Below are 25,501 nucleotides of genomic sequence, written 5' to 3'. Positions count from 1 at the left end.
AACTTATGCAAATTAAATCTATAAAATTGTTCAGTCTCATCCTCGCCTTGGCACTCACAGGTTGCGGCGTATTCGGCGACAAATCCGACGAAACTAAAACATGGTCTGCTGCAAAATTATACGCTGAAGCAAAAGACGAAATGAACAATGGTGGGTATGAAAGAGCAGTTCAGTACTTTGAGAGGTTGGAATCGCGCTTCCCGTTTGGCACCTACGCCCAGCAAGCACAAATGGAAATTGCTTATGCTTACTACAAACAAGGCGATCAAGCGCAAGCTCTGGCCGCGGTAGAACGTTTTATTAAACTGCATCCAAATCACGAAAGTGTTGATTATATGTACTACTTGCGCGGTTTGATTAATTTTAATGATCAACTTGGCTTTATGAATTTTATTGCCAACCAAGATATTACTGAACGAGATCCTAAAGCATCACGTGATTCATTTGACGCTTTCAAGCAACTTGCTATCCAGTTCCCAGACAGTAAATACACGCCAGATGCGATTTTACGTATGAAATATCTGGTAAACGCCTTAGCGCAATATGACGTTCATGTAGGAAAGTATTATCTTCGTCGTGGTGCTTATCTGGCTGCTGCAAACCGCGCCCAATCAGCCATTACAGAATATCCAGACGCGCCAGCAATTGAAGAAGCGATGTACATCTTGGTTCGATCCTACGATGCGATGGGCATGACAGATCTGCGTGATGACGCTAACCGGGTATTTTTAAAGAACTTTCCTAATAGTCCGTTTTTAACTGGCAAAGCAGCCGGAAAAACTGCCTGGTGGAAGTTCTGGTAAAACTTACTGGAAACTCATTAAGTGAAAAAGCCTCCGACATGGAGGCTTTTTTGTTTGAGTGAGCAGAATGTATACAAGAAAAATAATTAAACGTCCCCTACTTCAGCTTTCCAATTTACGTCTGAATACCCAATGTTGCGAATCAGACTCTTCTTGATTAAAGGAATATCCTTCAAAATCAAAAGTCTTTATTTTTTCTGGGTTTTGTATTTTATTTAATGCGCAGTAACGTGCCATTAACCCTCTTGCTCGTTTTGCATAAAAAGAAATGATTTTGTACTTACCATTTTTCCAATCCTGAAAAATCGGCGTAACGACAGAGCCATTCAACATCGTAGGTTGCACCACTTTAAAATACTCTTCTGAAGCTAAATTCAATAACACTTTGTTTTTTTGCTCCGATAAAACTTTATTTAAAGTCTCCGTCACTTTAGCGCCCCAGAAAGCATACAAATTCTTACCGTTTGGATTTTCCAGTCGAGTACCCATCTCTAGTCGGTACGCTTGCATCAAATCAAATGGCCTTAGCACGCCATAGAGACCGGACAAAATCCGTAAGTGATTTTGAAGATAATTAGATTGAGTATGATTTAATTGTTGCGCTTGTAAGCCCTCATAAACATCACCATTAAAAGCCAAAATAGCCTGCTTAACTTTGTCCGCCTTCGGTAGACGCGTCCAATCTTGAAAGCGATCTACATTTAATTGTGCTAACGCTGGAGAAATATCCATCAACTGCGCCAACTGATCTACTTTGTATTTTTTAGCTACTTTAATTAATTCTGCCGCCTCGTCCATTAATTCTGGATGAGTCACAATTTTACTTTTTACAGGCGTATCGTAGTCTAGGCTTTTGGCAGGAGATAATATAATGAGCATAATAATTTAAAGAAAGATGATTACCTCAATGATACCTAAGCGTGTGGTTCTTGACACTAATGTGTGCCTAGATTTATTCGTATTCCATGATCCAAGATGGACTGCATTATTAGAGGGATTAAAAGATGGCAGCATCAAGGCAGTTACAAGGGAGGATTGCAGGCAAGAGTGGCTAGTCGTACTGACCTACCCTCATCTGCCAATTAAAGAAGATCAGCGTAGCTCTATTATTTCGAGCTTTGATGCACTAATCGAATTACAAGCCGGGATGGAACAAGTCAACATACGACTACCAATTTGTAGCGATAAGGATGACCAAAAATTCTTGGAAATTGCGAGGGATGCAAAAGTGGACGTGCTTATAACAAAAGATAAGGCTTTATTAAAACTAGCTAGAAAAGCGATCCAAGCCGGTTTATATCAAATTGAAACACCTGAAAAATTTTTACTCAGCATACAAACAACTTTTAAAGATAATTAACAATTTCCTTACCTTGTTTTTACTCGATGATTTGCAACAAGCAAGATGATCGATGCATTGTTAACATCGTTATCGGACGTATGTGTGTTGCAGAGTGTTGTAATAACGCTTGCAACTAATCCGTCAAGTGAAATCAATCGGCAAAAACGTGAATAAAAGATGACAAGTTTTATTTCCTAGAGTTATTCTAAGCTCATGTAAGTCCTGTTACTATGGCATGAAGGGGCGTGATTGTAATTATTCATTCGTCACGCGAAATTTGATCTGTATGAGATACCATGATATTTGTGAATACCGTCACAAAACTATCAAAGCGATTATGGAGAATAGAGGACTATGACCGATTCAGCAGATGATCTGGACGCATTATTCGAAGAAATGGCCAATCAACGCGTAGAGGCCGTTCCCCCGCCTCCCGCAGCAAGTGCACAAGGAACTGCTGATACAGCAGAAGTTGAAGATCCATCGCTAGCACTTAAAAATAAATTCCAAAGTACTGAAGATCAATCCGCCAAACCGATGTTTGACCGTCTGGGTGGTTTAGTGCGCATGATGCACGACTCCATGCGAGAACTTGGTTATGATCGTTCACTTTCTGACGTTGCCTCACAAATCTCTGATGCTCAAGGCCGACTAGAGTATGTCGCGTCTCTCACAGAACAAGCAGCTAATAAAGTGCTGAATGCGACTGATGCAGGCATGCCAGAACAAGACGCTTTGGCAAAAGGAGCAAAAGATATCGATACCCGCTGGGCGAGCGTTTTCGCAGGGAAATTAAGTATCGACGATTTTAAAATACTGGCAAATGACTCAAAAACCTTTGCTAACACGGTAATCGCCTCCACCGATGCAGAGAAAGCTCGGCTGCTCGATATTATGATGGCGCAGGACTTCCAGGATTTAACGGGACAGTTAATTAAAAAAGTGCTTATTATTACCCAAGCAGTAGAACGGGAATTAGCACAGATTTTGATCGACAACGCACCGCTAGAGTTGAAAGAGAAAGCCATCGAATTGATGGAAGGGCCTTCCGTTCCAAATGCTGCACTAGAACAGGACGACGTAGATAACCTACTTGATAGTCTGGGCTTCTGATGGATGATATGCTCAAAGAATTTGTCGTCGAAGCTTTGGATCTGGCGACAAACGTAGAAGAACACTTGCTTACCCTGGAACGCAACCCGGGTGACATGAATACGCTTAATGCGGTGTTCCGTTCTTTCCACACCATAAAAGGTGGTGCTGGCTTTATGAATTTGACGGCAATGGTATCTGCATGTCATCTGACCGAGAATCTGTTCGATGCACTCCGAACAGGCCAAGCACCAGTTACTCCGATTGCGATTGAAGCGGCATTAGAGGCCAGCGGATTTGTTGCTGACCAACTAACGGCGCTATCCAATGGCACGCGTCCGGATCAACTGTCTACCATGCCCAAATCGCTGGAACAGCTATTGACTGATGCGATCGAGGGTAAAATTACCTCGCGTAAAAAAACAACGCCGGCAAAAGAAGCACCAGCACCTGCTCCAGCCAAACTCGATACCAGCGTAGCGCCAGCCAGTAGTGACGGCGTTAATTGGGAAGCCTACTTCCGCGCGGTCGTGCCTGAAGGTACCCTCCCCGAGCTAGTTGAAGATGAAAATACACAAGTCATTGAAGAGCACGAGGCAGTTAAAACTTCCTTAGCCTCACCAACAACCGATGTAAAACAAAACGCGCCAGCTAAAGAAGAAAGTATTCGTATCGACGCAGTCAAGCTAGATGTACTGCTAGAAGTTGCAGGTGAATCGGTACAAGCAGCAAACCAGGCTGCGGTCTTGCTGGAAAAACTCTCTCAATTTAAATTTGATGGTCAGGCAGCGCCACTGATGTCAGCATTGACTGAAACCTTGACGAGAGCATCGCGCTACTCCACTGAGCTACAAAGAGCAACGCTAGCAACACGCATGCAGCCGGTGGGTCGACTGTTTCAGAAGTTCCCGCGTTTGATTCGTGAGCTTGCCCGCGATTTGGGTAAAGATGTTGATCTGAATATCTCAGGTGCAGAAACAGAAGTAGATCGCGTCGTAGTAGACAGTTTGTATGATCCGCTTGTGCATATGTTGCGTAATGCGCTGGATCACGGGATTGAAACTGCGGAAGAGCGCGCAGCCACTAAAAAATCGGTAAGAGCGACGATCTCGCTCAAAGCATGGCAAGAAGCTAGCAGTGTCATGATTGAAGTCACCGATGATGGCAAAGGGATGGATGCTCAGCGCCTGCGTGATAAAGCAATTTCTAAAGGTCTGATCAACTCTCATGATGCTCGTACAGATGATGAAGCGTTCCAATTAGTGTTTTTACCGGGATTTTCCACTAAAGAAGTCGCTTCCAGCGTATCTGGTCGTGGTGTCGGCATGGACGTGGTGAAAACGGCGGTAGAGCGGCATCGTGGTGCGATTCGTATTTCATCGCAGTTAGGTACTGGAACCACCTTCTTGATCCGTTTGCCAATCGAATTATCGATCGTACCGACGATGCTGGTTCGTACTGACGGCGCATCTTTAGCCTTACCTATGGCGACGGTTCAGCGTGTGGTGGAATTGCCAGAAACCTTCGAAAGCGTCGGCGGACATCCTGTATTGCGTGATTTAGGCAGACCATTGCCGGTACGCTCCCTCGGACAAATTTTGGGCTATGAAAAAAGTTCAGAACGCGTCGGTATCGTGATTGCAGCGCCAAATCCTTATATCTTATCGGTGGATTCGGTCGATGGAACGGCAGATTTGGTCATCAAACCACTCACATGCATTTCTACTCCGGGTATTACTGGAACGGCACGATCTGCCGAGGGAGAATTAGTGTTAGTCACTAGCCTCTCGTTCTTGCTTGATGGCTGCAAAATTACGGAGAGACTCACCGCTTAAGTTTTACAACTCAGTTTTAATTAAGCTTAATAACTAAGCAATGCTGCGTTCTGGCAAATTGGCTCTTGAAATAGCGATCTATTTCAAGAGTTTTTACTTTCTTAAAAAGAAAATAAATCATTCCAAGTTTAAAACTTCAGCTCATCAGTTTTAGTAACGTCAGCGAACGACTGAGTTATTACAAAATATCCCAAAGTTATATTACGTCCGCCTCGTAATACCGCCGATCAAAATCTAAGTAAGATATCAATGCGATATGACTGAGATTGACCAAAAAAAAGGTAGAAAATCATATACTCCCCTACTAATTGCCTAAAATTAAGCGCTTAACCAATTAATACTAGGACGATTAAATTATACTAAGGGTCAGTATATAAATACTCAATGTGTTGATCGCTCGAGTAATTCAATTATTTTGCATAAAAATATTCTAAGCAATATCAAAGTAATTGGCGAAAGTGGCTACGGCAATCCACTCTTCAGCCAACAACATAAACAACTCTGATAGATAAAAAACCGACTTTGCTTGAGTCTGTCAAAATGGAGTTCGTTAATATCTATTTCGCACTGGCTGCGACAATTACGCAATGACCAACACCGTTATCAGCACGCAACATAATTCATCTGACTTGCACGATTTCAGCAGTCTCAGCTTAAGTAATCTCAACTTAAGCAATCATTTTGCAACACTGCCTGCCGAGTTTTATACAAAACTATCCCCTACTCCCTTAGCTACACCGTATCTGGTTGGCGCTAGCGCTAAAGTCGCGGCAAGCATAGGCCTGAGCAAAGATAGCTTTGCCGATCCGATATTTACCAGCATTTTTACCGGTAACCAGTTAGCCGGTGATAGCGAGCCATTGTCTGCGGTGTATTCGGGTCATCAATTTGGTGTTTGGGCAGGTCAATTAGGCGATGGACGCGCTATCTTACTGGGCGACGTAGTAGATATCGCACCTGACCAGAAAGAAACAAATCCGTCAGCCCGAATTGAAATCCAGCTCAAAGGCGCTGGCATGACACCTTACTCGCGCATGGGGGATGGTCGTGCCGTGCTTCGCTCATCAATACGCGAATTTTTATGCTCGGAAGCAATGGCTGGACTCGGCATTCCAAGTTCACGCGCACTCTGCGTGACTGGCTCGGATCAATACGTCATGCGTGAAACGCCGGAAACTGCGGCCGTCGTTGCCCGGCTCGCCCCAAGTTTTATCCGGTTTGGCTCGTTTGAGCACTGGTACTACAACAATCAGCCAGAGCAATTGCAAACCCTGGCCGATTTCGTACTGAATAGCTATTATCCTGATTTATTAAAACGGCCCAATCCTTATCAAGCATTGCTCATAGAAGTCACGCAGCGGACTGCACGCTTGATGGCGCAATGGCAAGCCGTCGGCTTTATGCATGGTGTGATGAATACCGACAACATGTCGATTTTAGGACTGACAATGGATTACGGTCCATTTGGTTTTATGGAGGCATTTGATGCCAACCATATCTGTAACCACACCGACACCCAGGGACGCTATTCTTACCGTAACCAGCCACAAATCGGACATTGGAATTGTCATGCACTTGCTCAGGCATTATTGCCATTGATCGGTACCGTAGAGGATGCACAAGCCGGATTGGCGGTATATCAGCCTACGTACAAAGAAGCCATGGATCGCTTGCTGCATAAAAAATTTGGCTTGCCGTTCGTTGAACAACAGGGAGCAGAAAATGGTATTTTATTTGACCAATTTTTTGCTTTGATGCAGGAGAATCATGCCGACTTTACGCAAAGCTTCCGTCATTTAAGTAATCTGACATTAGAAAAATCCGACGCCGACGAGGCGCTGCGTGATGGTTTTATAGATCGTCAAGCGCTGGATCAATGGTTAGTGCAATATAGAACCCGGTTGCATGCGGAGAAAAGCGATGATACAGAACGCCAGCAAGCCATGCGTAGCGTTAATCCCAAATATATACTGAGGAACTATCTGGCGCAAATTGCTATCGAAAAAGCCCAAAAGAAGGATTTTTCAGAGGTCGCCAAGCTGTTAGAAATATTAGAAAATCCGTTTGATGAACAACCAGAGCATGATCACTACGCCGATTTGCCGCCAGACTGGGCACGCGAACTAGAAGTGAGCTGCTCTTCCTGATTTGCAAAAACATAGCGAAAGGCACAAAAATGTCAAAAATCACCAAAACCGATGCGCAATGGCGCGCTGCTTTAACCCCGATTGAATATCAAGTCACAAGACATGCCGACACTGAGCGCGCGTTTACCGGCAAATTTTGGGATCACCATGAAGTTGGTACCTATATCTGCGTTTGCTGCGGTACGCCTTTATTTGAGTCAGACACTAAATTTGATTCTGGTTGCGGCTGGCCAAGCTACTTTAAAGCACTCAATCCCGCCAATGTGTTAGAAAAAGTCGACCGCACACATGGCATGACGCGCACCGAGATATTGTGTAATATCTGCGACGCCCACTTAGGGCACGTATTTCCAGATGGCCCGCCGCCCACTGGCTTACGCTATTGCATTAATTCCGCTTCATTAAAATTCGAGCCAAAAGCCTAGATTTTTAAATAAAATCTTTTAGTAAAGTACCTATGAAATTTTTGTACGACATTTTTCCTGTCCTTCTGTTTTTCGCCACCTTTAAATTAGGTGAAAAATACCCTGCTAACGCACAAGAATTGGTCAACCGCTACCTGTCAGAATTCATCTCTGGCGGGGTAATTGCACCCGATCTGGCACCAATATTATTAGCTACCGCCATCACGATTCTTGCTGCGATCGTACAAATTGGCTTCCTACTAATACGGCGTAAAAAAGTCGATGCGATGTTGTGGATTTCATTCATCGTCATTGCCGTATTTGGTAGCGCGACGATTTATTTTCATAGTGAAACCTTCATTAAATGGAAACCAACCGTCATTTATTGGTGCTATGCAGGCGCTTTTTTGATGGGTCAATTTATATTTAAAAAAAATCTATTGCGCACAGCCATGGGAGCCCAAATAAACTTACCAGAACCGGTCTGGGGGAAGCTTAGTCTGGCTTGGATAAGCTACTTTATCGTGATGGGCTTAGCCAATATTTATGTGGCTTTCTCTTTTCCCACAACGACTTGGGTTAACTTTAAGCTTTATTCCATTGCTGCTTTGCCTGTCTTTGTTATTTTGCAAGGCTTTTACCTGTCAAAATATATGGAAGAGCCGACATGAACGATCGTTTTCAACGCATAGAAAGCTATTTACAAGAAAAATTACAGCCCGTTTCTTGCCATCTGCAAGACGACTCAGCTGCCCATGCAGGACATGCTGGCGCAGCATCTGGTGGCAGTCATTACAGCGTAAAAATAGTTTGTTACCAATTTGAGGGCTTAAATCGTGTTTCCCGACATCGACTGGTGTATGATGCCGTTGGCGATATGATGCATACGGAAATTCATGCCCTTGCAATCACTGCATTGGCTCCGTCAGAGATACCGACCTAACCACTTTGTTTTTACTTACTTTGTTATTTTAGGAACAGATAATGACTTTTAAACCTGCTCATTTGCTGGTAGTACTTCTCGCAACTGCCCTGCCTGTCATGGCTCAAAATCTCGCCGTTGTTAACGGTAAAGCAATTCCTGCTAATCGTGTTGACGCAATGGTCAAACAACTTGCGGAACAAGGTCAGAAAGATTCGCCAGAACTGCGCGAAATGGTCAAGAAAGAACTGATCAACCGTGAAGTGCTGATGCAAGAAGCTGACAAGGCTGCTGTAGCAGCAAATCCAGATGTAAAAACTCAATTGGAAGTTGCGCGTCAATCCATTTTGATCCGCGCCTTAATGGTCGATTTCGTTAAGAAAAATCCAGTCACTGATGCTGAAGTTAAAGCAGAATACGACAAAGCAAAAGCACAAGCTGGTGACAAGGAATACCACACTTACCATATCCTGGTAAAAACAGAAGATGAAGCAAAAGCAATTATTTTGAAATTGAAAGCAGGCGCTAAGTTTGATGAATTGGCCAAGCAATCAATCGATCCAGGTTCTGCAGGCAAAGGTGGCGATTTGGACTGGGCATCACCAGCAACGTTTGTTGAGCCATTCTCAAAAGCGTTAGTCGCTTTGCAAAAAGGTCAGTTCACTGAAACACCAGTGAAAACAGAATTTGGTTACCACATCATCAAATTGGATGATGTACGTACTGCTAAATTCCCAACGATGGAAGAAGTTAAACCACAAATCGTGAATGGCTTGCAACAGCAAAAAGTACAAGCTTATCAACAGTCTCTGTTGAAAAAAGCGAAGATCCAATAAGCAATTTAAGCTGCAATAAAAAAAGACGCTACGGCGTCTTTTTTATTTTCTTGGTTAGATTTTGATAGCGTCAATACCATATAAATTTTATATACTCCAATATGTATATATTATTGTCCATATTTTCATTGGTCAATAGCACGATTTTGAAAAAATTGATGGGGAGTATATGAATATACGATTATTCGAAATAAAAAAACGCCACAGTAAACTGCGGCGTTTTTGCATTACTTACTATGCGTGAACTTATGTTTAAGTCTACGCAAACCCCTTATGCTACCCACTGACGTGCATTGCGGAACATCCGCATCCACGGAGAATCTTCGCCCCAAGCATCTGGATGCCATGACTGCAATACCGTACGGAATACGCGTTCGGCATGCGGCATCATGACGGTAAAACGACCATCTGTATTTGTCACCGCCGTAATACCTTGCGGTGATCCATTCGGATTGTATGGATAAGCTTCTGTTGTAGCGCCGTTGTTGTTCACAAAACGCATTGCCACTTGTGCCGCTTTAATGTCACCAGTAATAGAGAAATCGGCAAAGCCTTCGCCATGCGCCACCGCGATTGGAGTTTGCGTCCCGGCCATACCCTGGAAAAAGATCGATGCTGACTCTTGCACTTCGACCATAGCGAAACGCGCCTCGAATTGCTCTGACTTATTCTTGGTGAATTTAGGCCAGGCTTGTGCGCCAGGAATAATCGATTTTAAATTGCTCATCATCTGGCAACCATTGCAAATACCTAGGCCGAAAGTGTCGTCACGCTGGAAGAACTCAGAGAACTGCTCTGCCATCATGGCATTAAACAAAATCGTTTTAGCCCAACCTTCACCAGCACCTAATACGTCGCCATACGAGAAACCACCCACTGCCATCAAGCCTTTGAAATCAGCCAGACGCGCACGTCCAGCGATCAGGTCGCTCATATGGACATCAACCGACTCAAAGCCTGCTTTGTGCATGACATAGGCAGTTTCGATATGAGAATTGACACCCTGCTCGCGCAAAATTGCCACGCGAGGACGAGCACCTGTATTGATAAACGGCGCGGCAATATCTTGTTGCGGATCAAAGCTCAGTTTCGGCTGCATACCTTTGTCACTAGCATCCAGCAAGCGCGCATATTCAGCATCGGCGCAGGCTGGGTTGTCACGCAGGCGCGCTATTTGCCAGCTGGTTTTACTCCATATCTGATGCAAGCTTGCGCGTGACTGGCTATAAATCTGCTTAGCATCGCGGGTAAATTCAATCACATCACTAGCGTTGACTTTGCCAATTATATGGCTGCAAGCACCCAGATTATGCGCGCGTAATACATCCATCACCTCTGAGCGTTGTTCGGTACGGATTTGGATAACAGCGCCTAACTCCTCGTTAAACAAAGCACGCAACGTCTGGTCATTGCGACGTTCTGCTACCTGCCCTGCCCAGTTTTTGGCATCGCCCCAGTCAGCGGCCTCATCCATCGTCAAAATATCCAGATTGACGGATAAACCACTACGACCGGCAAACGCCATTTCGCAGAGCGTCGCATACAAACCACCATCAGAGCGGTCGTGATACGCCAGTAATTTATCTTCACTATTTAATTGTTGAATCGCGGCGAAAAACGCTTTGATATCTTCGGCGCTATCCGCATCTGGCGTCTGATCACCGAGTTTTTGCATGACTTGGGCGAAACAAGATGCGCCAAGACGATTTTTACCTCGACCTAAATCGATCAGTAACAAGCTAGTGTCGCCAGCATCCATACGAATTTGTGGGGTCAAAGTTTTACGCACATCAAACACGGGCGCAAAGGCGGAAATAATCAGCGAGACTGGTGATGTTACTGACTTGTCTTCGCCATCCTCTTTCCACGTTGTACGCATTGACAGCGAATCTTTACCAACGGGAATACTAATGCCTAACGCTGGGCATAATTCCAAGCCAATCGCTTTGACCGTATCGAACAAAGCAGCATCCTGACCAGGCTGACCACAGGCAGCCATCCAGTTAGCGGACAACTTAATGTCAGAGATATCTTTAATCGGCGCAGCAGCGATATTGGTAATTGCCTCACCAATTGCCATACGCCCCGATGCAGCAGCGTTAATCACGGCGAGCGGAGTGCGTTCGCCCATCGACATGGCTTCACCCAAATAACCTTCAAAACTCATGGTGGTGACGGCACAATCCGCGACCGGAACTTGCCAAGGGCCGACCATTTGGTCACGCACTGTACTGGCGCCAACAGTACGATCGCCAATCGTGATCAGGAAGGATTTATCAGCAACCGTCGGCAAGCTCAATACCCGCTCAGCCACGACTTTTAAATCCATGCCAGTTAAGTCAATCGCAGGGAATTTTTTCTCTACATGCTTCACATCGCGATGCATTTTTGGCGGTTTGCCCAACAACACATTCATCGGCATATCAACCGGTACATTGTCGTGTTGAGGATCGATGACTTTTAATTGACGCTCTTCTGTCGCAGTGCCGACTACAGCAAACAAAGCGCGCTCACGTTCGCAGAAATATTGGAATAGCGGCAGACTTTCCGGAGCGATACCAAGCACATAACGCTCTTGAGACTCATTACTCCAGATTTCTTTTGGCGCCATGCCACTCTCTTCCAGCGGGACCTTACGCAAATCAAAAATCGCACCACGTTTGGCATCATTCGTGATCTCTGGAAAAGCATTCGACAAGCCGCCAGCACCGACATCGTGTATCGACAAAATCGGATTAGCATCGCCCATTTGCCAGCAAGAATTAATCACTTCTTGTGCTCGACGCTCCATCTCAGGATTACCACGCTGGACCGAATCAAAATCAAGATCAGCCGTATTCGATCCTGTCGCCATGGACGATGCCGCACTACCGCCCATACCAATACGCATACCAGGACCACCTAGCTGAATCAGCAAGGTACCAACAGGCAGATCATTTTTCTTAGTGTGTTTATCTGAAATGCTACCGATACCCCCAGCGATCATAATGGGCTTGTGATAACCATGTACCGTGCCGCCAACATTTTGCTCATAGGTACGAAAGTAGCCGCCCAGATTAGGACGACCAAATTCATTATTAAACGCAGCGCCGCCCAGCGGGCCTTCGATCATAATTTGTAAAGGTGATGCGATGCGATCTGGCTTGCCGTAGACCTGGCCAGAAGGCGCGCTGCCAGAGCTAGCTATCGTATCTGTTGTGTTTTCCCAAGGTTGCGGCGCATCTGGCAACATCAGGTTAGAAACCGTAAAACCAGACAAACCTGCTTTAGGTTTAGCACCACGACCTGTGGCACCCTCATCACGGATCTCGCCACCAGCGCCGGTCGATGCGCCAGGGAATGGAGAAATTGCTGTAGGGTGATTATGTGTCTCCACCTTCATCAAGGTGTGCGTCAATTCTTCTGACACCTGGTACACATTGCCCTCTGCCGCTCCACGCGGATAGAAGCGTTTTACTGTCGCTCCCTCCATAATGGAAGAGTTATCGCTATACGCAACGATGGTGCCTTTGGGTTGCAGCAAATGAGTATTTTTGATCATGCCGAACAGTGAGATATCTTGCGCGACGCCGTCAATTGTCCAGTCTGCATTAAAAATCTTATGACGACAATGTTCGCTATTGGCCTGCGCAAACATCATCAACTCAACGTCGGTAGGATTGCGCTTAGCGGTTACGAACGCATCCACCAGATAATCAATCTCATCATCGGATAATGCTAAGCCAAGCTCAGTATTGGCTTGCAATAAAGCCTCTTTACCGCCGATCAGCACATCGATAGAAGCTAATGGTTTCGCTTCCAGCTCAGAAAATAGTGTCTGAGCTGACTCAACATCCGGCAGCACCATCTCTGTCATACGGTCATGCAATAAGGCTACCACTGCTTGCTTGGATTCTTCTGCCAGTTTTTTAGCGCCGCCCAGCAAACCCGACTTGACTTGCACAACATAGGAGATGCCGCGTTCAATTCGCTTGATTTGCTTCATGCCGCAGTTGTGAGCGATGTCTGTGGCTTTGCTAGCCCAAGGAGAAATCGTACCAAAGCGAGGGATCACCACAAATACATCGCCCTCTTCTTTTCCGACAAATGCATCGCCATACGTCAGCAAAGCATTCAGACGAGCAATATCATCTTGCGGCAAAGTGCTTGCGGTATCCACAAAATGGGTAAAGCGACCACTAATACCGATAATGTGCGGATCAATAGCTTGCAATTTGGATAACAGACCTTGGGTACGGAAAGCAGACAAGGCATTAGAGCCTGGCAATATCAACATGGCGAGAGAGTAGTTGAGGTAATGCGCACGAAAGTCAGGGATGACATCAGCAACATCACGGGTGGAATCAGAAAGCAAGATTATACCTTGATGCCTGCCTGCACTCCAGCCTGAAACCTAAAGCCAAGCGAATGCATTAGCAATGCATATGTAAAACAAAAGCAGTCTAAGTAATGGTGCATGCACTTGTGCAAAGGATGAGCACAAGACCTTAGTTCAAAAATAGACTTACATTGGCAAATTTTTGACTAAGTCTAAAATTCTTCGCATACGCCTTGGAGGTAAACAAGGCGACGTCGCGGTTCAACACGACTACCGCTAAAGATGGCGTATTTGCTGCATGTTCAAAATCGGAAGAACTCAGTACAATATTATTTTTATGCAGCTTATTCCCCCAGAACAAATCACTGCTACGACTCTCGATTACATAAACTGGTTTTTTTAGATAAAAAGCTAGCGAGGACTGGTCTTCAAATATTTGAAATAAAAATACTTTGCGCTCCGGGTGCTGATTATTAAGAACGCTCGCAAGTGGGCGAGTTGATGTCCACTCAGCAGAAACATGCAAAATATTGAGGAACATAAATAATGTCGTAAGAGGCAACAAAATATAGGCCAAGATACCTATTCGCGGCCAACGCCATGCCATCACGCCAGACATCATGGCAAGTGCGATTAGTGCAAACAAAGCATAGAGAACAAATTGGCTCGCACTCAATCCCATGATCTGTACGGAGTTCAGTTTATCTTGCGGATGATGAAGTAAAAACCATGCCAGACAAGCAAATAAGATCGTCAGTATCACACCAGGTAATAAACGTCCCCATCGACCGCCATATTGTCTTTCTTCTAGCAAGATCGCTAGCTGAAAACTGGCTAAGGGCATGACCGTTACCAGATAATAATTTGCCTTAGCGCTGGAGATAGAGAAAAACAGCATTGGCATTATCCAGGCAAAACTTAAAAACCACTGCAACTGATGACTTATTTTTTTGCTCGATTGCTGACCTGCCTGCTCACTTACTTCAGTTTGGTTTTTTATTTTTTTACCAAAAAATACACCTAGTAATAAAAATGACCAAGGGAAGAGATAAAGCACCATTCTAGGCAAGTAATACCACCACGCACCGGCATAATAATCATGTGGTTCGCGCTTACCTAAAAAACGCAATACATGTTCATTCACAAAATAAAACCAGGCAAAAATTGGCTCGGTAAGAACAGCGATTACATGCCAGGGCAGAACAATTAATAAAAAAATGCCGATCGCTCTCCAATTCCAACATTTACCTAAGCTCGTCAAAAAATGGCCGATGGACTTCGATTGACTTAAGATAAAACTACCGATGACGGCACAAAACAAAATGATGGCAATAAATCCTTTCGCCATCACTGCCAATCCAAGAAAAGCATAAGCAAAACGTAAGGCGCGAGCATCATTACTGATAATAAAAAAATATGCCCACATTAAAGCCGCTGTCAACAAAGCGGTCAGTAACATATCAAACATTAAAGTGCGCGACATCGCGGTGACGCCAAGACCAGACACAAACATGATTGCGGCTAAGCGCACGGTTTGAGGCCGTCCTAATTTGCATCCGAACCAAAGCAATAAGCCGACACAAGACAAAGAGGAGATGACAGGCACCAATCTGGCTGACCATTCAGACTCACCAAAAACAGCAAACGACACTGCTGTAAGCCAATACAGCAAGGGGGGTTTCTCCATGTAGGCGAGGCCATTCAAATGTGGAATAATCCACTGGTGCCAATCGCCAGAGTGCAACATTTCTCGGGATATTTCCGAATATAGACCCTCGTTATTATCGAGAATGGCGTAGCTGCCCAAACCGATACCCACGAATAAAAATGCGATCACCCACACCAGCCAAATTGGGATGGATAAGATAAACGCGTTTTTATTCGTGGTCGCTTGCGAGGTTTGCAGCATTAAAATAATTTAAATATTCTTGATACGGTAATAGCGCATGACTGTATTCATAGGCTGTTGAATGAAGTGCTTAGCCAGCAGGCGTTTATGGTATTGTTTTTTCAGTCGTGTTTTTAAACTGTATTTTTAAGTTATGTTTTGATATTGCGCTTTTCCTTAATCCTCTAGCCTGCTATTTTCGCATGAAGCCCAACAATTCCAAATCAATTAGCGCACTAAATTCTTACTCTCGCAAAGCTTTGATCGAGGCTAGCCTTGAGGTTGCCACCCAAAGTCGCTCTATCTTTACGAAACTCTATCCCGCATCCGCTTTAGCGGCTGCGGCACAGGCTGACAGCATGCGCAGCCTTGGCATGCCTGCGCTATCCCCAGTTGCAGGTTTGCCGATTTCAATTAAAGATTTATTGGACGTAGCGGGAGAGCCAACTTTAGCAGGTTCCGTCGTTCTAAGAAACGCTGCGCCAGCATTGCGAGATGCGCCAGTTGTGCGTCGTCTAAGACAAGCTGGTGCTGCGATTATCGGCAAAACCAATATGACTGAATTTGCTTTCTCTGGCGTTGGGCTTAACCCGCATTATGGTACGGCACCCAATCCAGCGGATCAGACGGTAGCACGGATACCAGGTGGCTCGTCTTCTGGTGCGGCGGTCTCTGTTGCTACGGGCTTATGTATCGCCGCAATTGGCTCTGACACTGGAGGCTCGATTCGTATCCCTGCTGCGCTCTGTGGATTGACTGGATTTAAACCAACTGCCAGCAGAGTCTCTAACGCGGGTACGGTGCCGTTATCATTTACCTTAGACACCATTTGCGCCATGGCAAATAGCGTTGACGACTGCATCGTGATGGATCACATCATTGCGGATCATCCACTTACCATCACTGATTTGCCGTTAAAGGGCTTACGTCTGGCAATACCACAAACATTAGTACTAGATGGCTTGGACAACGCGGTCGCCCGTGCCTTTAGCAATACCCTGTCTTGCTTATCCAAAGCGGGAGCAAACATCATTGAAGTAGAAATGCGTCCGCTGGCTGATTACCGGGCAATGGGCTCATTCTCAGCATCAGAAGCGTATGCCTGGCATCGCACACTCTTAGCGAACAGGTCACATGAATACGATCATCGAGTGGCACAAAGAATCAAGCTCGGCGCAAGTTTATCTGCGGCAGACTATATTGATTTGCACAAAGCGCGCCAACAATGGATACAAATAATGGAAACCTTATTTGCCCCATTTGATGCCGTGCTCATGCCGACAGTACCTATTGTTGCGCCCATCATTGCCGATCTGGAAGCATCCGACGACGTGTTTTTTGATATCAACGGACAACTTCTGAGAAACACTGCGACCATTAATATTTTAAATGGCTGCGCAATATCTATTCCTTGCAACACTCCTGATAGTTTGCCAGTTGGCTTGAGCATTGCTGGTGTGGCGAATACAGACGCCAAAATTTTAGCCATTGCCCGTGCGATTGAAGCCGCGTTAGTTAGTACAAGTTAGCTCGTACAAAATAGATTTTTTCAAGTCAAAAACCAGCGATTGGCTTTATATAAAGCAAAACATATCGAGACGACTAAAATATACTCACCATGGGTATATTTTAATCGACCGTACAAAGCCTAGACAATAAGGCATTTGATGAAAAAATTTAGGGGAGTATCCTGATTAGAGCAATGCACTCACGAAACACTAAGAGAAAGTGCCCGACCAGCAGGCAAGGTTTAATCTCCATTTTGCGTAAGGCATTTGCCCATAAGGTAGCGGCAGCTTAGTGCAGCTTCATTAATGTAATTTTAATTAATGTACTGAAACAAAGACAGCGACGATGTTTTCACAAATGATTGCTGGGCAGCTTGCAGAGTAACTTGTTGCTGATTCAGCTCAGTGATTGCCTTCGCATAATCTAGCGACTGGATGTCCGCTAACGATTGTTTGTAGACCAAACCAACGGTATCACCAGCGCTATTCAGATTATCGATTTCTTTGAGGCTTGTGCCAATCGTCGCTCTTGAACTAAGCACGTTAGACAAAGATTTATCAACATTATTATTAGTTTGTGCTAAAACGGCGGTCAAATCAGTTCTAGCGCCTACGGTTATTGTTGGCGTATTTAAGGCTTTAATCACATCGGTCAAGGTTTTAAAAATATCTTGATTGCCAGATTGAATCGTGAATTTATCACCTGGCGCCGGGGCTCCGGGTGTATTGGTCAAGGTGGTACTGATTCCGTCAAATGTGATGGTCTGCGGACTAGTGTAAGCAGTGCTCGGAACTACGGTGGCACCAGTAGTCTTATTCAGTACACTAAAGTTAGCACCGGTATTGTCAAATACAACCTGATAATCATTGCCAGTTAAGGCATTTTGCGTGGCTGGATCAATTGTCGCAGTAGTTACAAGTTGCCCTGTATTAGTCGAGCCGGGGACAATATTGAATTGCCCGGTTGATGTGCGGATATTGCCAAAAATCGCCGAACCTACATCACTCACCGCCAACTGTCTGGACGTATCAACCTGCAACAGCCGTTGACCCTGATCACCGCTATAAGCCGCGCCATTAGCAGTCCTGGTGTAAGGCGCCGTGGTATTAGAGAAACCAGCAAACAAATAACCACCTGTACCGTCCGTTGCGTTGGCATAGCTGATCAAATCATCGAGGCTACCTTGTAACTGGGTCGCGATATAACCACGATCTGCGTCTGACAAAGAACCATTACCTGCACTCACAACCAAGGTCTTAACGTTTTGAACGGTGGTAGTTACGCTTTGTAACACGCCTTCAGCCGTACTCAAGCTGCTAGTCGCGTTTTGTCTGTTCACTGCGTATTGATCATTGATCGCATCTGACTGTGTGATCACCAAGGCGCGCGCAGAACCTACCGGATCATCGGACGGCGTCAAAATTTTTCTGCCTGCCGCGATTTGTTGTTGCGTCTTGTTTAAGCTGACCTGTAAGTCGCTAATCCTCGAGCCGCCCGTGTCGTAAATTGTGCTAGTGCTGATACGCATGATCGTGCTTTCAAGATTTAAGGATTAATATTGAGCAGCACACTAAATAACTGACTAGCTATCTGCATCAATTTTCCTGCCGCCTGGTAGGCTTGCTGATAGCGCAATAAATTAGTTGCTTCTTCATCAAGATTGACACCCGATTGTGACTGCTGCGCCTGTACATTCTGCGCCAATAATTGCGTTTCTGAGGCGCTGGTCACTTGTAATTCATGAGTTTTGTTACCAACCAAACTCACGAATTGTGCATATGCACCTTGATAAGTAGTGGTATTGCCAGCGACATTATTTTTTGTTTGCAGACCAGCGAGTAATACAGCGTTTCTACTATCGCCAGTACCTGTAGTGTTTGCGGCAACGTTAAAGACATCGCCGTTCGCAGGAGAGCCTGAAACTGTAAAACTAGCACCACTAAAACTGATTGTCGCTCCGCTGGTATAGGGAACCGGTGTGTTGGCAACATAAGGACCATACGAGGTCGTCACACCATTATTGGTGACGCTCACATTAGAGCCGACCGGGAAACCCGTAAAAGCGTTCGCAGAAAAAGCCAGTTTTACCGGGCTAGATAAACTTGCTGCAGTGTAGGTTGAGTCAACTACACCAGCACTGATCGCGCCTGATCCTGTATTGGTACTAGGTACCGACGTTGTCACTGGCGATGCAGCTGCTATTTTAGAAATGTCGGTAATTGCAACACTCAGACTGGATGCGCCGTTAACCGTTGGCTTGATTAAAAATTCATCACCTGCTGCTGGCGTACCGGTACCAGCAAAAGTCAAACCGTCTACGGTACCTAATGCCGCTAAAGTCGTCGCCGTTGCGGGTGGCGCAGGGAAAGCGATACCATCAGACAAACGAGTCAATTTGTAATTGGTGCCATCGTATTGCAACCGATAGTCGCTGGTTGTCAAGGCACCAGCACTCGCAATGGACGCCGTCACAGTTTCAGTGCCGGTATTGTTGCTACTTGCATTAGTCACTGGCGTTGCAACATTAAAGAAATTACCACCGAGTTGGCCATTCAGATCTTGGCCTAACTTATGCTGATCGTTAAATGTGCTGGCAAGGCTAATCGCCACGCGTCCTAAAGAATTTTGAGCAACATCCAGTGTGTTCGCCCTGAAATCAAACAGACCACCTAAGGTTCCGCCTGGCAAGCTATTTTCACCCAGCAAAACCGTCTGTCCGTTAGCAACATAGGCTACATCTACGCGGGATGGATCGGTTAACGATTGCGCTGCTTGTAACGTATTGACATTATCGCCAACAACAAGCGGCTGACCACTACCGATGAACACGTTATATTTTGAACCGTCAGGGATGACCGACACCTTGGTCAGCTTGCTCAACTCAGTGACTAGTTGATCGCGTTGATCAAGTAAATCGTTAGGTACACCGCCGCTGTTGGAGGCGCTTTGCGCTTTAGAAATGGAATCGTTTAACTGAGATATCTGCGTAGCATAACTGTTGATAGAACCTACCGTTGACTGGATAGAATCGTTCACACCACTACGGATTTGGTCTAACTGACCTTGCAAACTATTAAACCTGGAGCTGAGTGCTTGTGCTGATGACAATGTTGATTGTCGTGCTGCGGAGCCAGCCGTACCATTGGGGCTCGCGGCCAGATCTTGTACAGACTTAAAAAAATCTTGTAATGCAGGCGACACGCCAGCAGAAGGATCAGCAATCAGATTATTGATTTGCTGAATTTGGGAATAATAAGTACTGACCTGGTTACTGCTGGATTGCGAAGCATTAACTTGCTGGCCTAAAAATTGATCGTATACGCGACTAATTTCACTAACCTGGGTACCCTGCCCGATAAAATTACCACCTAAATTTTGCGGTGCATTTGCACTTTGAATAACAACTTGTCTGTTATACCCAACCGTGGACGCATTGGCAATGTTGTGACCAGTCGTGGCAATTCCTATCTGCGCTGCAGCTAGTGCACTCTGTCCAATACTAAGAATATTCGAACCCATGGATGATCCTGCCTGACGCTTTTAATGCTTCTGTTGTTACTCTATTGAGAGGTTTCAAGACTGTTTTCGGAGAAATCCCTCAAAACTTTAATAAGTAAATCTTAGACAAACTCTTTTAAACCAAACACCCTAGCTAAGTTGACAAGGTTTGGTTGATGATTTTTGACAACTTATTGGCATACTGAGGATCGGTTGCATAGCCTGCTTTTTGTAAACCCTGCGCAAAACTGGAGGCATCTTTTGAATTAGCGATTACGCCTTCATAGCGGGGATTATTAGTCAGCAATTTGGCATAGTCTTTAAAGGCGTCGCTGTAAGAATCGTAGGATTTAAACTTTTCTACTTTTTTATAAGCAACGCCATTCACGTACTCTGTAGTAACCGCATCTACCGTCTTGCCCTTCCATTTACTATTGGCCTTCATGCCAAAAATATTATGGCTTGGCGTACCATCGACAGATTTTATTTCTTTCTTACCCCAACCACTCTCCAATGCCGCCTGCCCCAACATAAATTTAGCGGGAATGCCTGTTTCAAGGCTGGCTTGTTCTGCATGGGCGGCTAGCTTCTGCTGAAACTCTTTCACATTTCCTGTGCCGCTAATGGATGAAGTATCAGATGAAGCCGCTTTTTGCCCTAGCTTCATGCTATTTAAATACGAGTCAATTCCCCGGGCGTTGATGCTATTCAGATTATTTGCACCATTGTTTTGGGATAGGCCATCACCTTGCAATGCTTGGCTTAATTGTGTATTGGAAAGCTGTTTTACTAAAGCATCGGCTAGTCCTATGCCGCGTTTTGCCATATTTTGCGACAATTGCTGATCAAGCATGGATGTGTACATCTTGCTTTGCTCATTATCAAAAGGCCCATCCTGACCACCAGCCTGCCGCATCGATTTAAGCATCATCGTCATATATAAAGCTTCAAACTGCTTGGCCGCCGCCTTCAGCGCATCTGGAGAATTATTTTTAGCTGACTGTTTTAAGTCATCTAAGCCTTTGGTATCAAAGGCCAGTTTGTCTGATATGTCTGCGCGTCCTATCATGGCAACACCTTAAATGATTTCAAGATCGGCACGCATAGCACCAGAAGCCTTCATTGCCTGCAATATAGCAAGCAAGTCTTGTGGTGTTGCGCCTATGGCGTTAAGTGCTTTGACGACATCACTCAAAGTGGTGCCGGCCTTCAACATGACGACCTGACCTGCGTCTTTGGTAATACTGATATCAGATTTTTGTGTAACCGCAGTTTGTCCAGCGGACAGCGCATTTGGTTGACTGACTGAGGTGTCGGTATTAATCACTACAGAGAGATTGCCATGCGCAATTGCGCAAGCGTCTAAAGTCACCGCTTGATTCATCACAATTGATCCTGTTCTCGCATTCAGGATAACTTTTGCTGCTATTTGGGCAGGAGTGACTTCTATACTCTCAAGATTGCCTAAAAACGCTACGCGCTGATCGCTGCCAAGTGGTGTTCTGACCTGGATTACCCGACCATCCATCGCTGCCGCTGTACCGGCACCGAACTTTTTATTGATTGCATCAACTACCTTGCTCGCGGTAGAGAAGTCACTGGTATTGAGCTCCAGATGCACTACGCCATCTTGTCCCAATAAGGATGCGACAGCTTTTTCAACAGTTGCGCCGGAAGAAATACGTCCGACGCTAAGATGATTAACCTGCACTTTGCTACCACCAGCAGCGGCACCGACACCACCGACCAACACGTTACCTTGTGCCATCGCATAAATTTGGTTGTCAGCGCCTTTGAGTGGCGTCATCAATAAGGTACCGCCACGTAAACTCTTGGCATTACCCATAGAAGACACGGTGATGTCAAGTGTTTGTCCGGGCTGAGAAAAAGGAGGAAGCGATGCCGTTACCATCACAGCTGCCACATTTTTTAATTGTAAACTGGTGCCGACAGGAATACTCACGCCCAGTTGCTGCAACATGCTGATCACACTTTGCACCGTGAACGGCGTTTGCGTTGTCTGATCGCCACTGCCATCCAAACCGACTACCAATCCATAGCCCAGCAGTTGATTCTGACGCACACCTTGAATGCCAGCGATGTCCTTCAGGCGCTCGGCATGGGATTGCATCGCCACTGTTGATCCCAACAGGCAAATACAGACCATGCTGCGTCTGATCCAATTTGATTTCATCATTTCAAGCCTCCACTCTATTCCACTCAACTACACTGTGCTGCACTTGCATTGCCACCATCAAAGTGGAATAATGCTTAAGAAAAACCGGGTCAGCAAGGAATTGACCTCCGCACGATCAATTCTGGCGGTCGATCGATATTCAAAACGAGCATCAGCAACCTGCCCTGACGGAACCACATTGGCGGCAGAGATACTAGCTGGCGTGACAACACCTGAAAAACGCACATATTCAGCCCCTTGATCAAAGGCAATTTGCTTCTCGCCGCTAACCAATAAATTCCCGTTAGGCAAAACATCAATTACGGTGACTGCAATCGTGCCCGTAAAATTATTGCTCGCGGTTTGCGCCCCAGCTTCAGCAAATTTGCTTGAGGAAGTACTAGATAAACCCGCATTGCTGGTCAAAGCAGAAGACAAGCCGAGGAATGACGGCACATTGAATGATGTACTGCCGCTCTTATTGGCAGAACTTGCACCAGTCTTACCAGCACTGGTTTTTTCGCTGATGGAGATCGTCAGTATATCGCCCAGCAAACGCGCTTTTTGGTCTTCAAATAAAGGTCTGTAAGAGGCCGATTGATAGATTGCTCCATTAAGCTCTCTTTGCGGCTTGGCTGATTGTGGCGCCATCGTCATCGGCTGATGAATAATTGGCGGCGGCACAACTGCACACCCAGCCAAAAACCATGCGAACAAACCAAATAAGAAGGACTTGAATATCATGAAAAACTCACAATTGCGTTAACTTTTGCAACATCTGATCTGATGTCGTGATCGCTTTACTATTGATCTCGTAAGCGCGTTGAGTCTGGATCATATTCACCAGCTCTTCGGCCACATTGACGTTAGATGTTTCTATAAATCCCTGCGTCAATAAACCAGCGCCATTGGTACCAGGTGTATTAGTACCAGGGCTACCTGACGCTGCAGTTTCTGTATAAAGATTTTCACCATTACCTAATAAACCGGCCGGATTAATAAATGTCGCCAATTGCACTGACCCGACCTGAACCGGCGCTGCAGAGCCTGGCTGCGTCACTGACACTGTGCCGTCACGTCCGACGGTAATGGATTGTGCATTCGCTGGAATAGTGATGGCTGGCTGGATTACAAATCCGCTAGAAGTCACCATCTGTCCTTGACTGTCTACCTGAAACGAACCATCCCGTGTATAGCCAGTAGTGCCATCTGGTAGTAATACCTGGAAGAAGCCTTCACCCTGAATCGCTAAATCTTTGCTATTACTGGTCTGCTGCAAATTACCCTGAGTAAAAATACGCTCCGTCGCAACCGGACGAACACCCGTTCCTAATTGCAAACCCGAAGGCAATTGAGTTTGCTGAGAACTCTGCGCACCCGGCTGACGCAGTGTTTGATACAGCAAATCTTCAAATATCGCACGTGAGCGTTTAAAACCAGTGGTACTGACGTTTGCCAGATTATTGGAGATCACATCCATTTGCGTCTGCTGCGCATCTAGCCCGGTTTTGGCAATCCATAGTGAGCGTATCATTTTATTTCTCCTGAGCACGAAGGCAACAAATCAGTTCTTAAGGACTTACGCAAAATTGTCCCGGCGAGGCGTAGCGACGAAGATAGTACTTTTAGTACAGCGAGGAGCTACAACGCAGCAGGGGCGGTTTTGCGTAAGTCCTATTCTTTAGTTATTTTGAGGCTAATTGAGTCAACTCAAAGCCATAATCTGACTAGCTTTAGTAGCGTTACTCTCAGCGTTCTGGAGTAATTTCATATTCATTTCAAATTGTCTGGCCAAATTAATCATTGTGACCATAGACTCGACAACGCTGACATTGCTGCCTTCCAAGGTACCGCCGGCAACAGTCACCGCGACGTCAGCATCAATCGCACTGCCGTCTTTTGTTTTGAATAAACCATCATCACCGCGAACCAGATTATCTTCTGGCGGATTGGCAAGCTTGAGACGACCAATAGTTTCTACCGCACTCGTTTTGGGGCCATTAGGGACAGTCGAGATAGTGCCGTCTTTAGCGATAGAAATAGTGACATCGGGAGGAACGGTAATCGGACCTGTCTCACCAACGACATTAAGACCAGCCAAGGTTTGCAGCACGCCGTTTTCATTGAGTTTTAAACTGCCATTACGGGTTAAGGCTTCGCTACCATCCTCGCGCTGGACGACTAACCATCCTTTACCCTGCACTGCGACATCTAACTCACGTCCCGTCATCTGCAATGATCCGGTAGAAAAATCGGCACCAACGGTAGCATCCACAACAAAGGCGCGTGTTGGCAATCCGGGGCCAATGACAGGTACCGCACGAAAAGAATCGATCTGCGCGCGAAATCCCGTTGTCGTGGCATTGGCGAGATTGTTGGAATTTGTCGCCTGTTGCTCAAGGATGTGTTTCGCTCCCGTCATTGCGGTATAAATAAAACGATCCATTACACACCTCTCTTTAATAAGCAATACATCAAGAATCTCCGCCGAACTAATGACCAAACTGCTTACCAAATAAAAACTAAAGATTGGCCGAATTTTTACTAAATATCAGCCAGCTGCCCGCCGAATGGTTTAACTTTCTGCGGCTTTGCGACCATTAACATCAATACAAAAATCGTACTAAACAACAAGATAAATACCGTATTTTCACCTTATCTTTACTCTGCTTTTTTTCTTACTTTGGTAGGCTGACATTGGCTAATTCAATATACTCCCCATTATTTTCCT

The 25,501-nt window shown here is 45.5% G+C and carries 20 protein-coding genes; 10 read left to right on the top strand and 10 right to left on the bottom strand.

Annotated features, from left to right (window positions below):
- Positions 1 to 5 precede the first annotated feature (5 nt).
- Positions 6 to 803, top strand: coding sequence for an outer membrane protein assembly factor BamD (locus tag AAKU64_RS08700; RefSeq protein ID WP_322119016.1), 798 nt, complete (start codon positions 6 to 8; stop codon positions 801 to 803).
- 102 nt (positions 804 to 905) lie between these two features.
- Here AAKU64_RS08700 and yaaA read toward each other — a convergent pair whose 3' ends face one another.
- Entirely contained in the window at positions 906 to 1,682 is a 777-nt protein-coding gene (gene yaaA, locus AAKU64_RS08695; RefSeq protein ID WP_354330926.1) for a peroxide stress protein YaaA, read from the bottom strand.
- Positions 1,683 to 1,698: 16 nt separating this feature from the next.
- Between yaaA and AAKU64_RS08690 the strand changes: the two genes are divergently transcribed.
- The 8 genes from AAKU64_RS08690 to AAKU64_RS08655 all read left to right on the top strand — a co-directional run bounded on the left by AAKU64_RS08690 (position 1,699) and on the right by AAKU64_RS08655 (position 9,381).
- Positions 1,699 to 2,163 carry a putative toxin-antitoxin system toxin component, PIN family gene (locus AAKU64_RS08690; protein ID WP_354330928.1) on the top strand — a complete coding sequence of 155 codons (465 nt, stop codon included), beginning with the start codon at positions 1,699 to 1,701 and terminating at the stop codon, positions 2,161 to 2,163.
- 336 nt (positions 2,164 to 2,499) lie between these two features.
- On the top strand, positions 2,500 to 3,258 hold the full coding sequence (locus tag AAKU64_RS08685; protein WP_354330930.1) for a protein phosphatase CheZ: 759 nt from the start codon (positions 2,500 to 2,502) through the stop codon (positions 3,256 to 3,258).
- Positions 3,258 to 5,072, top strand: a complete 1,815-nt coding sequence (locus tag AAKU64_RS08680) for a chemotaxis protein CheA (RefSeq protein ID WP_354330932.1) — start codon at positions 3,258 to 3,260, stop codon at positions 5,070 to 5,072. Before AAKU64_RS08685 ends, AAKU64_RS08680 begins: the two co-directional genes overlap by 1 nt.
- Positions 5,073 to 5,659: 587 nt before the next feature.
- Positions 5,660 to 7,219, top strand: coding sequence for a protein adenylyltransferase SelO (locus AAKU64_RS08675; RefSeq protein WP_354330934.1), 1,560 nt, complete (start codon positions 5,660 to 5,662; stop codon positions 7,217 to 7,219).
- A gap of 29 nt (positions 7,220 to 7,248) precedes the next feature.
- Positions 7,249 to 7,644 (top strand): peptide-methionine (R)-S-oxide reductase MsrB, encoded by a 396-nt coding sequence (gene msrB, locus AAKU64_RS08670; protein WP_322119022.1) that lies wholly within the window; start codon positions 7,249 to 7,251, stop codon positions 7,642 to 7,644.
- A 32-nt stretch (positions 7,645 to 7,676) separates the two neighbouring features.
- Positions 7,677 to 8,294, top strand: a complete 618-nt coding sequence (locus AAKU64_RS08665; protein ID WP_354330936.1) for a septation protein A — start codon at positions 7,677 to 7,679, stop codon at positions 8,292 to 8,294.
- A complete protein-coding gene (locus AAKU64_RS08660) occupies positions 8,291 to 8,566 on the top strand; it encodes a BolA family protein (protein ID WP_354330938.1) in 276 nt (91 codons plus the stop codon). The genes AAKU64_RS08665 and AAKU64_RS08660 overlap by 4 nt, the downstream gene beginning before the upstream one ends.
- A 41-nt stretch (positions 8,567 to 8,607) precedes the next feature.
- A complete protein-coding gene (locus tag AAKU64_RS08655; protein WP_354330940.1) occupies positions 8,608 to 9,381 on the top strand; it encodes a peptidylprolyl isomerase in 774 nt (257 codons plus the stop codon).
- A 271-nt stretch (positions 9,382 to 9,652) separates the two neighbouring features.
- Here AAKU64_RS08655 and purL read toward each other — a convergent pair whose 3' ends face one another.
- Both purL and AAKU64_RS08645 read right to left on the bottom strand, forming a co-directional pair.
- Positions 9,653 to 13,657 carry a phosphoribosylformylglycinamidine synthase gene (purL, locus tag AAKU64_RS08650; RefSeq protein ID WP_354362027.1) on the bottom strand — a complete coding sequence of 1,335 codons (4,005 nt, stop codon included), beginning with the start codon at positions 13,655 to 13,657 and terminating at the stop codon, positions 9,653 to 9,655.
- Between the two features lie 211 nt (positions 13,658 to 13,868).
- Complete coding sequence (locus AAKU64_RS08645; RefSeq protein WP_354330942.1) at positions 13,869 to 15,608, bottom strand: glycosyltransferase family 39 protein; 1,740 nt, start codon at positions 15,606 to 15,608, stop codon at positions 13,869 to 13,871.
- 182 nt (positions 15,609 to 15,790) lie between these two features.
- Between AAKU64_RS08645 and AAKU64_RS08640 the strand changes: the two genes are divergently transcribed.
- A complete protein-coding gene (locus AAKU64_RS08640) occupies positions 15,791 to 17,116 on the top strand; it encodes an amidase (RefSeq protein ID WP_354330944.1) in 1,326 nt (441 codons plus the stop codon).
- A gap of 293 nt (positions 17,117 to 17,409) precedes the next feature.
- Here the strand turns inward: AAKU64_RS08640 and flgL are convergent, their stop codons facing one another.
- The 7 genes from flgL to flgF form a co-directional block, all read right to left on the bottom strand.
- Positions 17,410 to 18,624 carry a flagellar hook-associated protein FlgL gene (gene flgL / locus AAKU64_RS08635; RefSeq protein ID WP_354362014.1) on the bottom strand — a complete coding sequence of 405 codons (1,215 nt, stop codon included), beginning with the start codon at positions 18,622 to 18,624 and terminating at the stop codon, positions 17,410 to 17,412.
- Between the two features lie 17 nt (positions 18,625 to 18,641).
- Positions 18,642 to 20,615 carry a flagellar hook-associated protein FlgK gene (gene flgK / locus AAKU64_RS08630; RefSeq protein WP_354330948.1) on the bottom strand — a complete coding sequence of 658 codons (1,974 nt, stop codon included), beginning with the start codon at positions 20,613 to 20,615 and terminating at the stop codon, positions 18,642 to 18,644.
- Between the two features lie 133 nt (positions 20,616 to 20,748).
- On the bottom strand, positions 20,749 to 21,663 hold the full coding sequence (flgJ, locus tag AAKU64_RS08625) for a flagellar assembly peptidoglycan hydrolase FlgJ (RefSeq protein ID WP_354330950.1): 915 nt from the start codon (positions 21,661 to 21,663) through the stop codon (positions 20,749 to 20,751).
- Positions 21,664 to 21,672: 9 nt separating this feature from the next.
- Complete coding sequence (locus tag AAKU64_RS08620; protein WP_354330984.1) at positions 21,673 to 22,761, bottom strand: flagellar basal body P-ring protein FlgI; 1,089 nt, start codon at positions 22,759 to 22,761, stop codon at positions 21,673 to 21,675.
- Between the two features lie 87 nt (positions 22,762 to 22,848).
- On the bottom strand, positions 22,849 to 23,514 hold the full coding sequence (locus AAKU64_RS08615; RefSeq protein WP_354362013.1) for a flagellar basal body L-ring protein FlgH: 666 nt from the start codon (positions 23,512 to 23,514) through the stop codon (positions 22,849 to 22,851).
- 7 nt (positions 23,515 to 23,521) lie between these two features.
- Positions 23,522 to 24,304 (bottom strand): flagellar basal-body rod protein FlgG, encoded by a 783-nt coding sequence (gene flgG / locus AAKU64_RS08610; RefSeq protein ID WP_354330954.1) that lies wholly within the window; start codon positions 24,302 to 24,304, stop codon positions 23,522 to 23,524.
- Between the two features lie 171 nt (positions 24,305 to 24,475).
- Positions 24,476 to 25,216 (bottom strand): flagellar basal-body rod protein FlgF, encoded by a 741-nt coding sequence (gene flgF, locus AAKU64_RS08605; RefSeq protein WP_354330956.1) that lies wholly within the window; start codon positions 25,214 to 25,216, stop codon positions 24,476 to 24,478.
- Positions 25,217 to 25,501 lie beyond the last annotated feature (285 nt).

The organism is Undibacterium sp. GrIS 1.8 (assembly GCF_040544445.1).
In the GTDB taxonomy this organism is placed as follows: domain Bacteria; phylum Pseudomonadota; class Gammaproteobacteria; order Burkholderiales; family Burkholderiaceae_D; genus Undibacterium.
Note: the sequence above shows the minus strand (reverse complement) of the source record. Positions and strands in the feature narration are given on the sequence as shown.

Bases quoted from the DNA above. Each gene is read 5' to 3' on its own strand.
- AAKU64_RS08645 (WP_354330942.1), bottom strand. From the start codon at position 15,608: ATGCTGCAAACCTCGCAAGCGACCACGAATAAAAACGCGTTTATCTTA.
- AAKU64_RS08655 (WP_354330940.1), top strand. From the start codon at position 8,608: ATGACTTTTAAACCTGCTCATTTGCTGGTAGTACTTCTCGCAACTGCC.
- AAKU64_RS08700 (WP_322119016.1), top strand. From the start codon at position 6: ATGCAAATTAAATCTATAAAATTGTTCAGTCTCATCCTCGCCTTGGCA.
- purL (WP_354362027.1), bottom strand. From the start codon at position 13,657: ATGTTGATATTGCCAGGCTCTAATGCCTTGTCTGCTTTCCGTACCCAA.
- AAKU64_RS08640 (WP_354330944.1), top strand. From the start codon at position 15,791: ATGAAGCCCAACAATTCCAAATCAATTAGCGCACTAAATTCTTACTCT.
- AAKU64_RS08665 (WP_354330936.1), top strand. From the start codon at position 7,677: ATGAAATTTTTGTACGACATTTTTCCTGTCCTTCTGTTTTTCGCCACC.
- AAKU64_RS08680 (WP_354330932.1), top strand. From the start codon at position 3,258: ATGGATGATATGCTCAAAGAATTTGTCGTCGAAGCTTTGGATCTGGCG.
- AAKU64_RS08615 (WP_354362013.1), bottom strand. From the start codon at position 23,514: ATGATATTCAAGTCCTTCTTATTTGGTTTGTTCGCATGGTTTTTGGCT.
- flgJ (WP_354330950.1), bottom strand. From the start codon at position 21,663: ATGATAGGACGCGCAGACATATCAGACAAACTGGCCTTTGATACCAAA.
- flgL (WP_354362014.1), bottom strand. From the start codon at position 18,624: ATGCGTATCAGCACTAGCACAATTTACGACACGGGCGGCTCGAGGATT.
- AAKU64_RS08685 (WP_354330930.1), top strand. From the start codon at position 2,500: ATGACCGATTCAGCAGATGATCTGGACGCATTATTCGAAGAAATGGCC.
- yaaA (WP_354330926.1), bottom strand. From the start codon at position 1,682: ATGCTCATTATATTATCTCCTGCCAAAAGCCTAGACTACGATACGCCT.
- flgF (WP_354330956.1), bottom strand. From the start codon at position 25,216: ATGGATCGTTTTATTTATACCGCAATGACGGGAGCGAAACACATCCTT.
- AAKU64_RS08675 (WP_354330934.1), top strand. From the start codon at position 5,660: ATGACCAACACCGTTATCAGCACGCAACATAATTCATCTGACTTGCAC.
- AAKU64_RS08660 (WP_354330938.1), top strand. From the start codon at position 8,291: ATGAACGATCGTTTTCAACGCATAGAAAGCTATTTACAAGAAAAATTA.
- AAKU64_RS08690 (WP_354330928.1), top strand. From the start codon at position 1,699: ATGATTACCTCAATGATACCTAAGCGTGTGGTTCTTGACACTAATGTG.
- AAKU64_RS08620 (WP_354330984.1), bottom strand. From the start codon at position 22,761: ATGGTCTGTATTTGCCTGTTGGGATCAACAGTGGCGATGCAATCCCAT.
- flgG (WP_354330954.1), bottom strand. From the start codon at position 24,304: ATGATACGCTCACTATGGATTGCCAAAACCGGGCTAGATGCGCAGCAG.
- msrB (WP_322119022.1), top strand. From the start codon at position 7,249: ATGTCAAAAATCACCAAAACCGATGCGCAATGGCGCGCTGCTTTAACC.
- flgK (WP_354330948.1), bottom strand. From the start codon at position 20,615: ATGGGTTCGAATATTCTTAGTATTGGACAGAGTGCACTAGCTGCAGCG.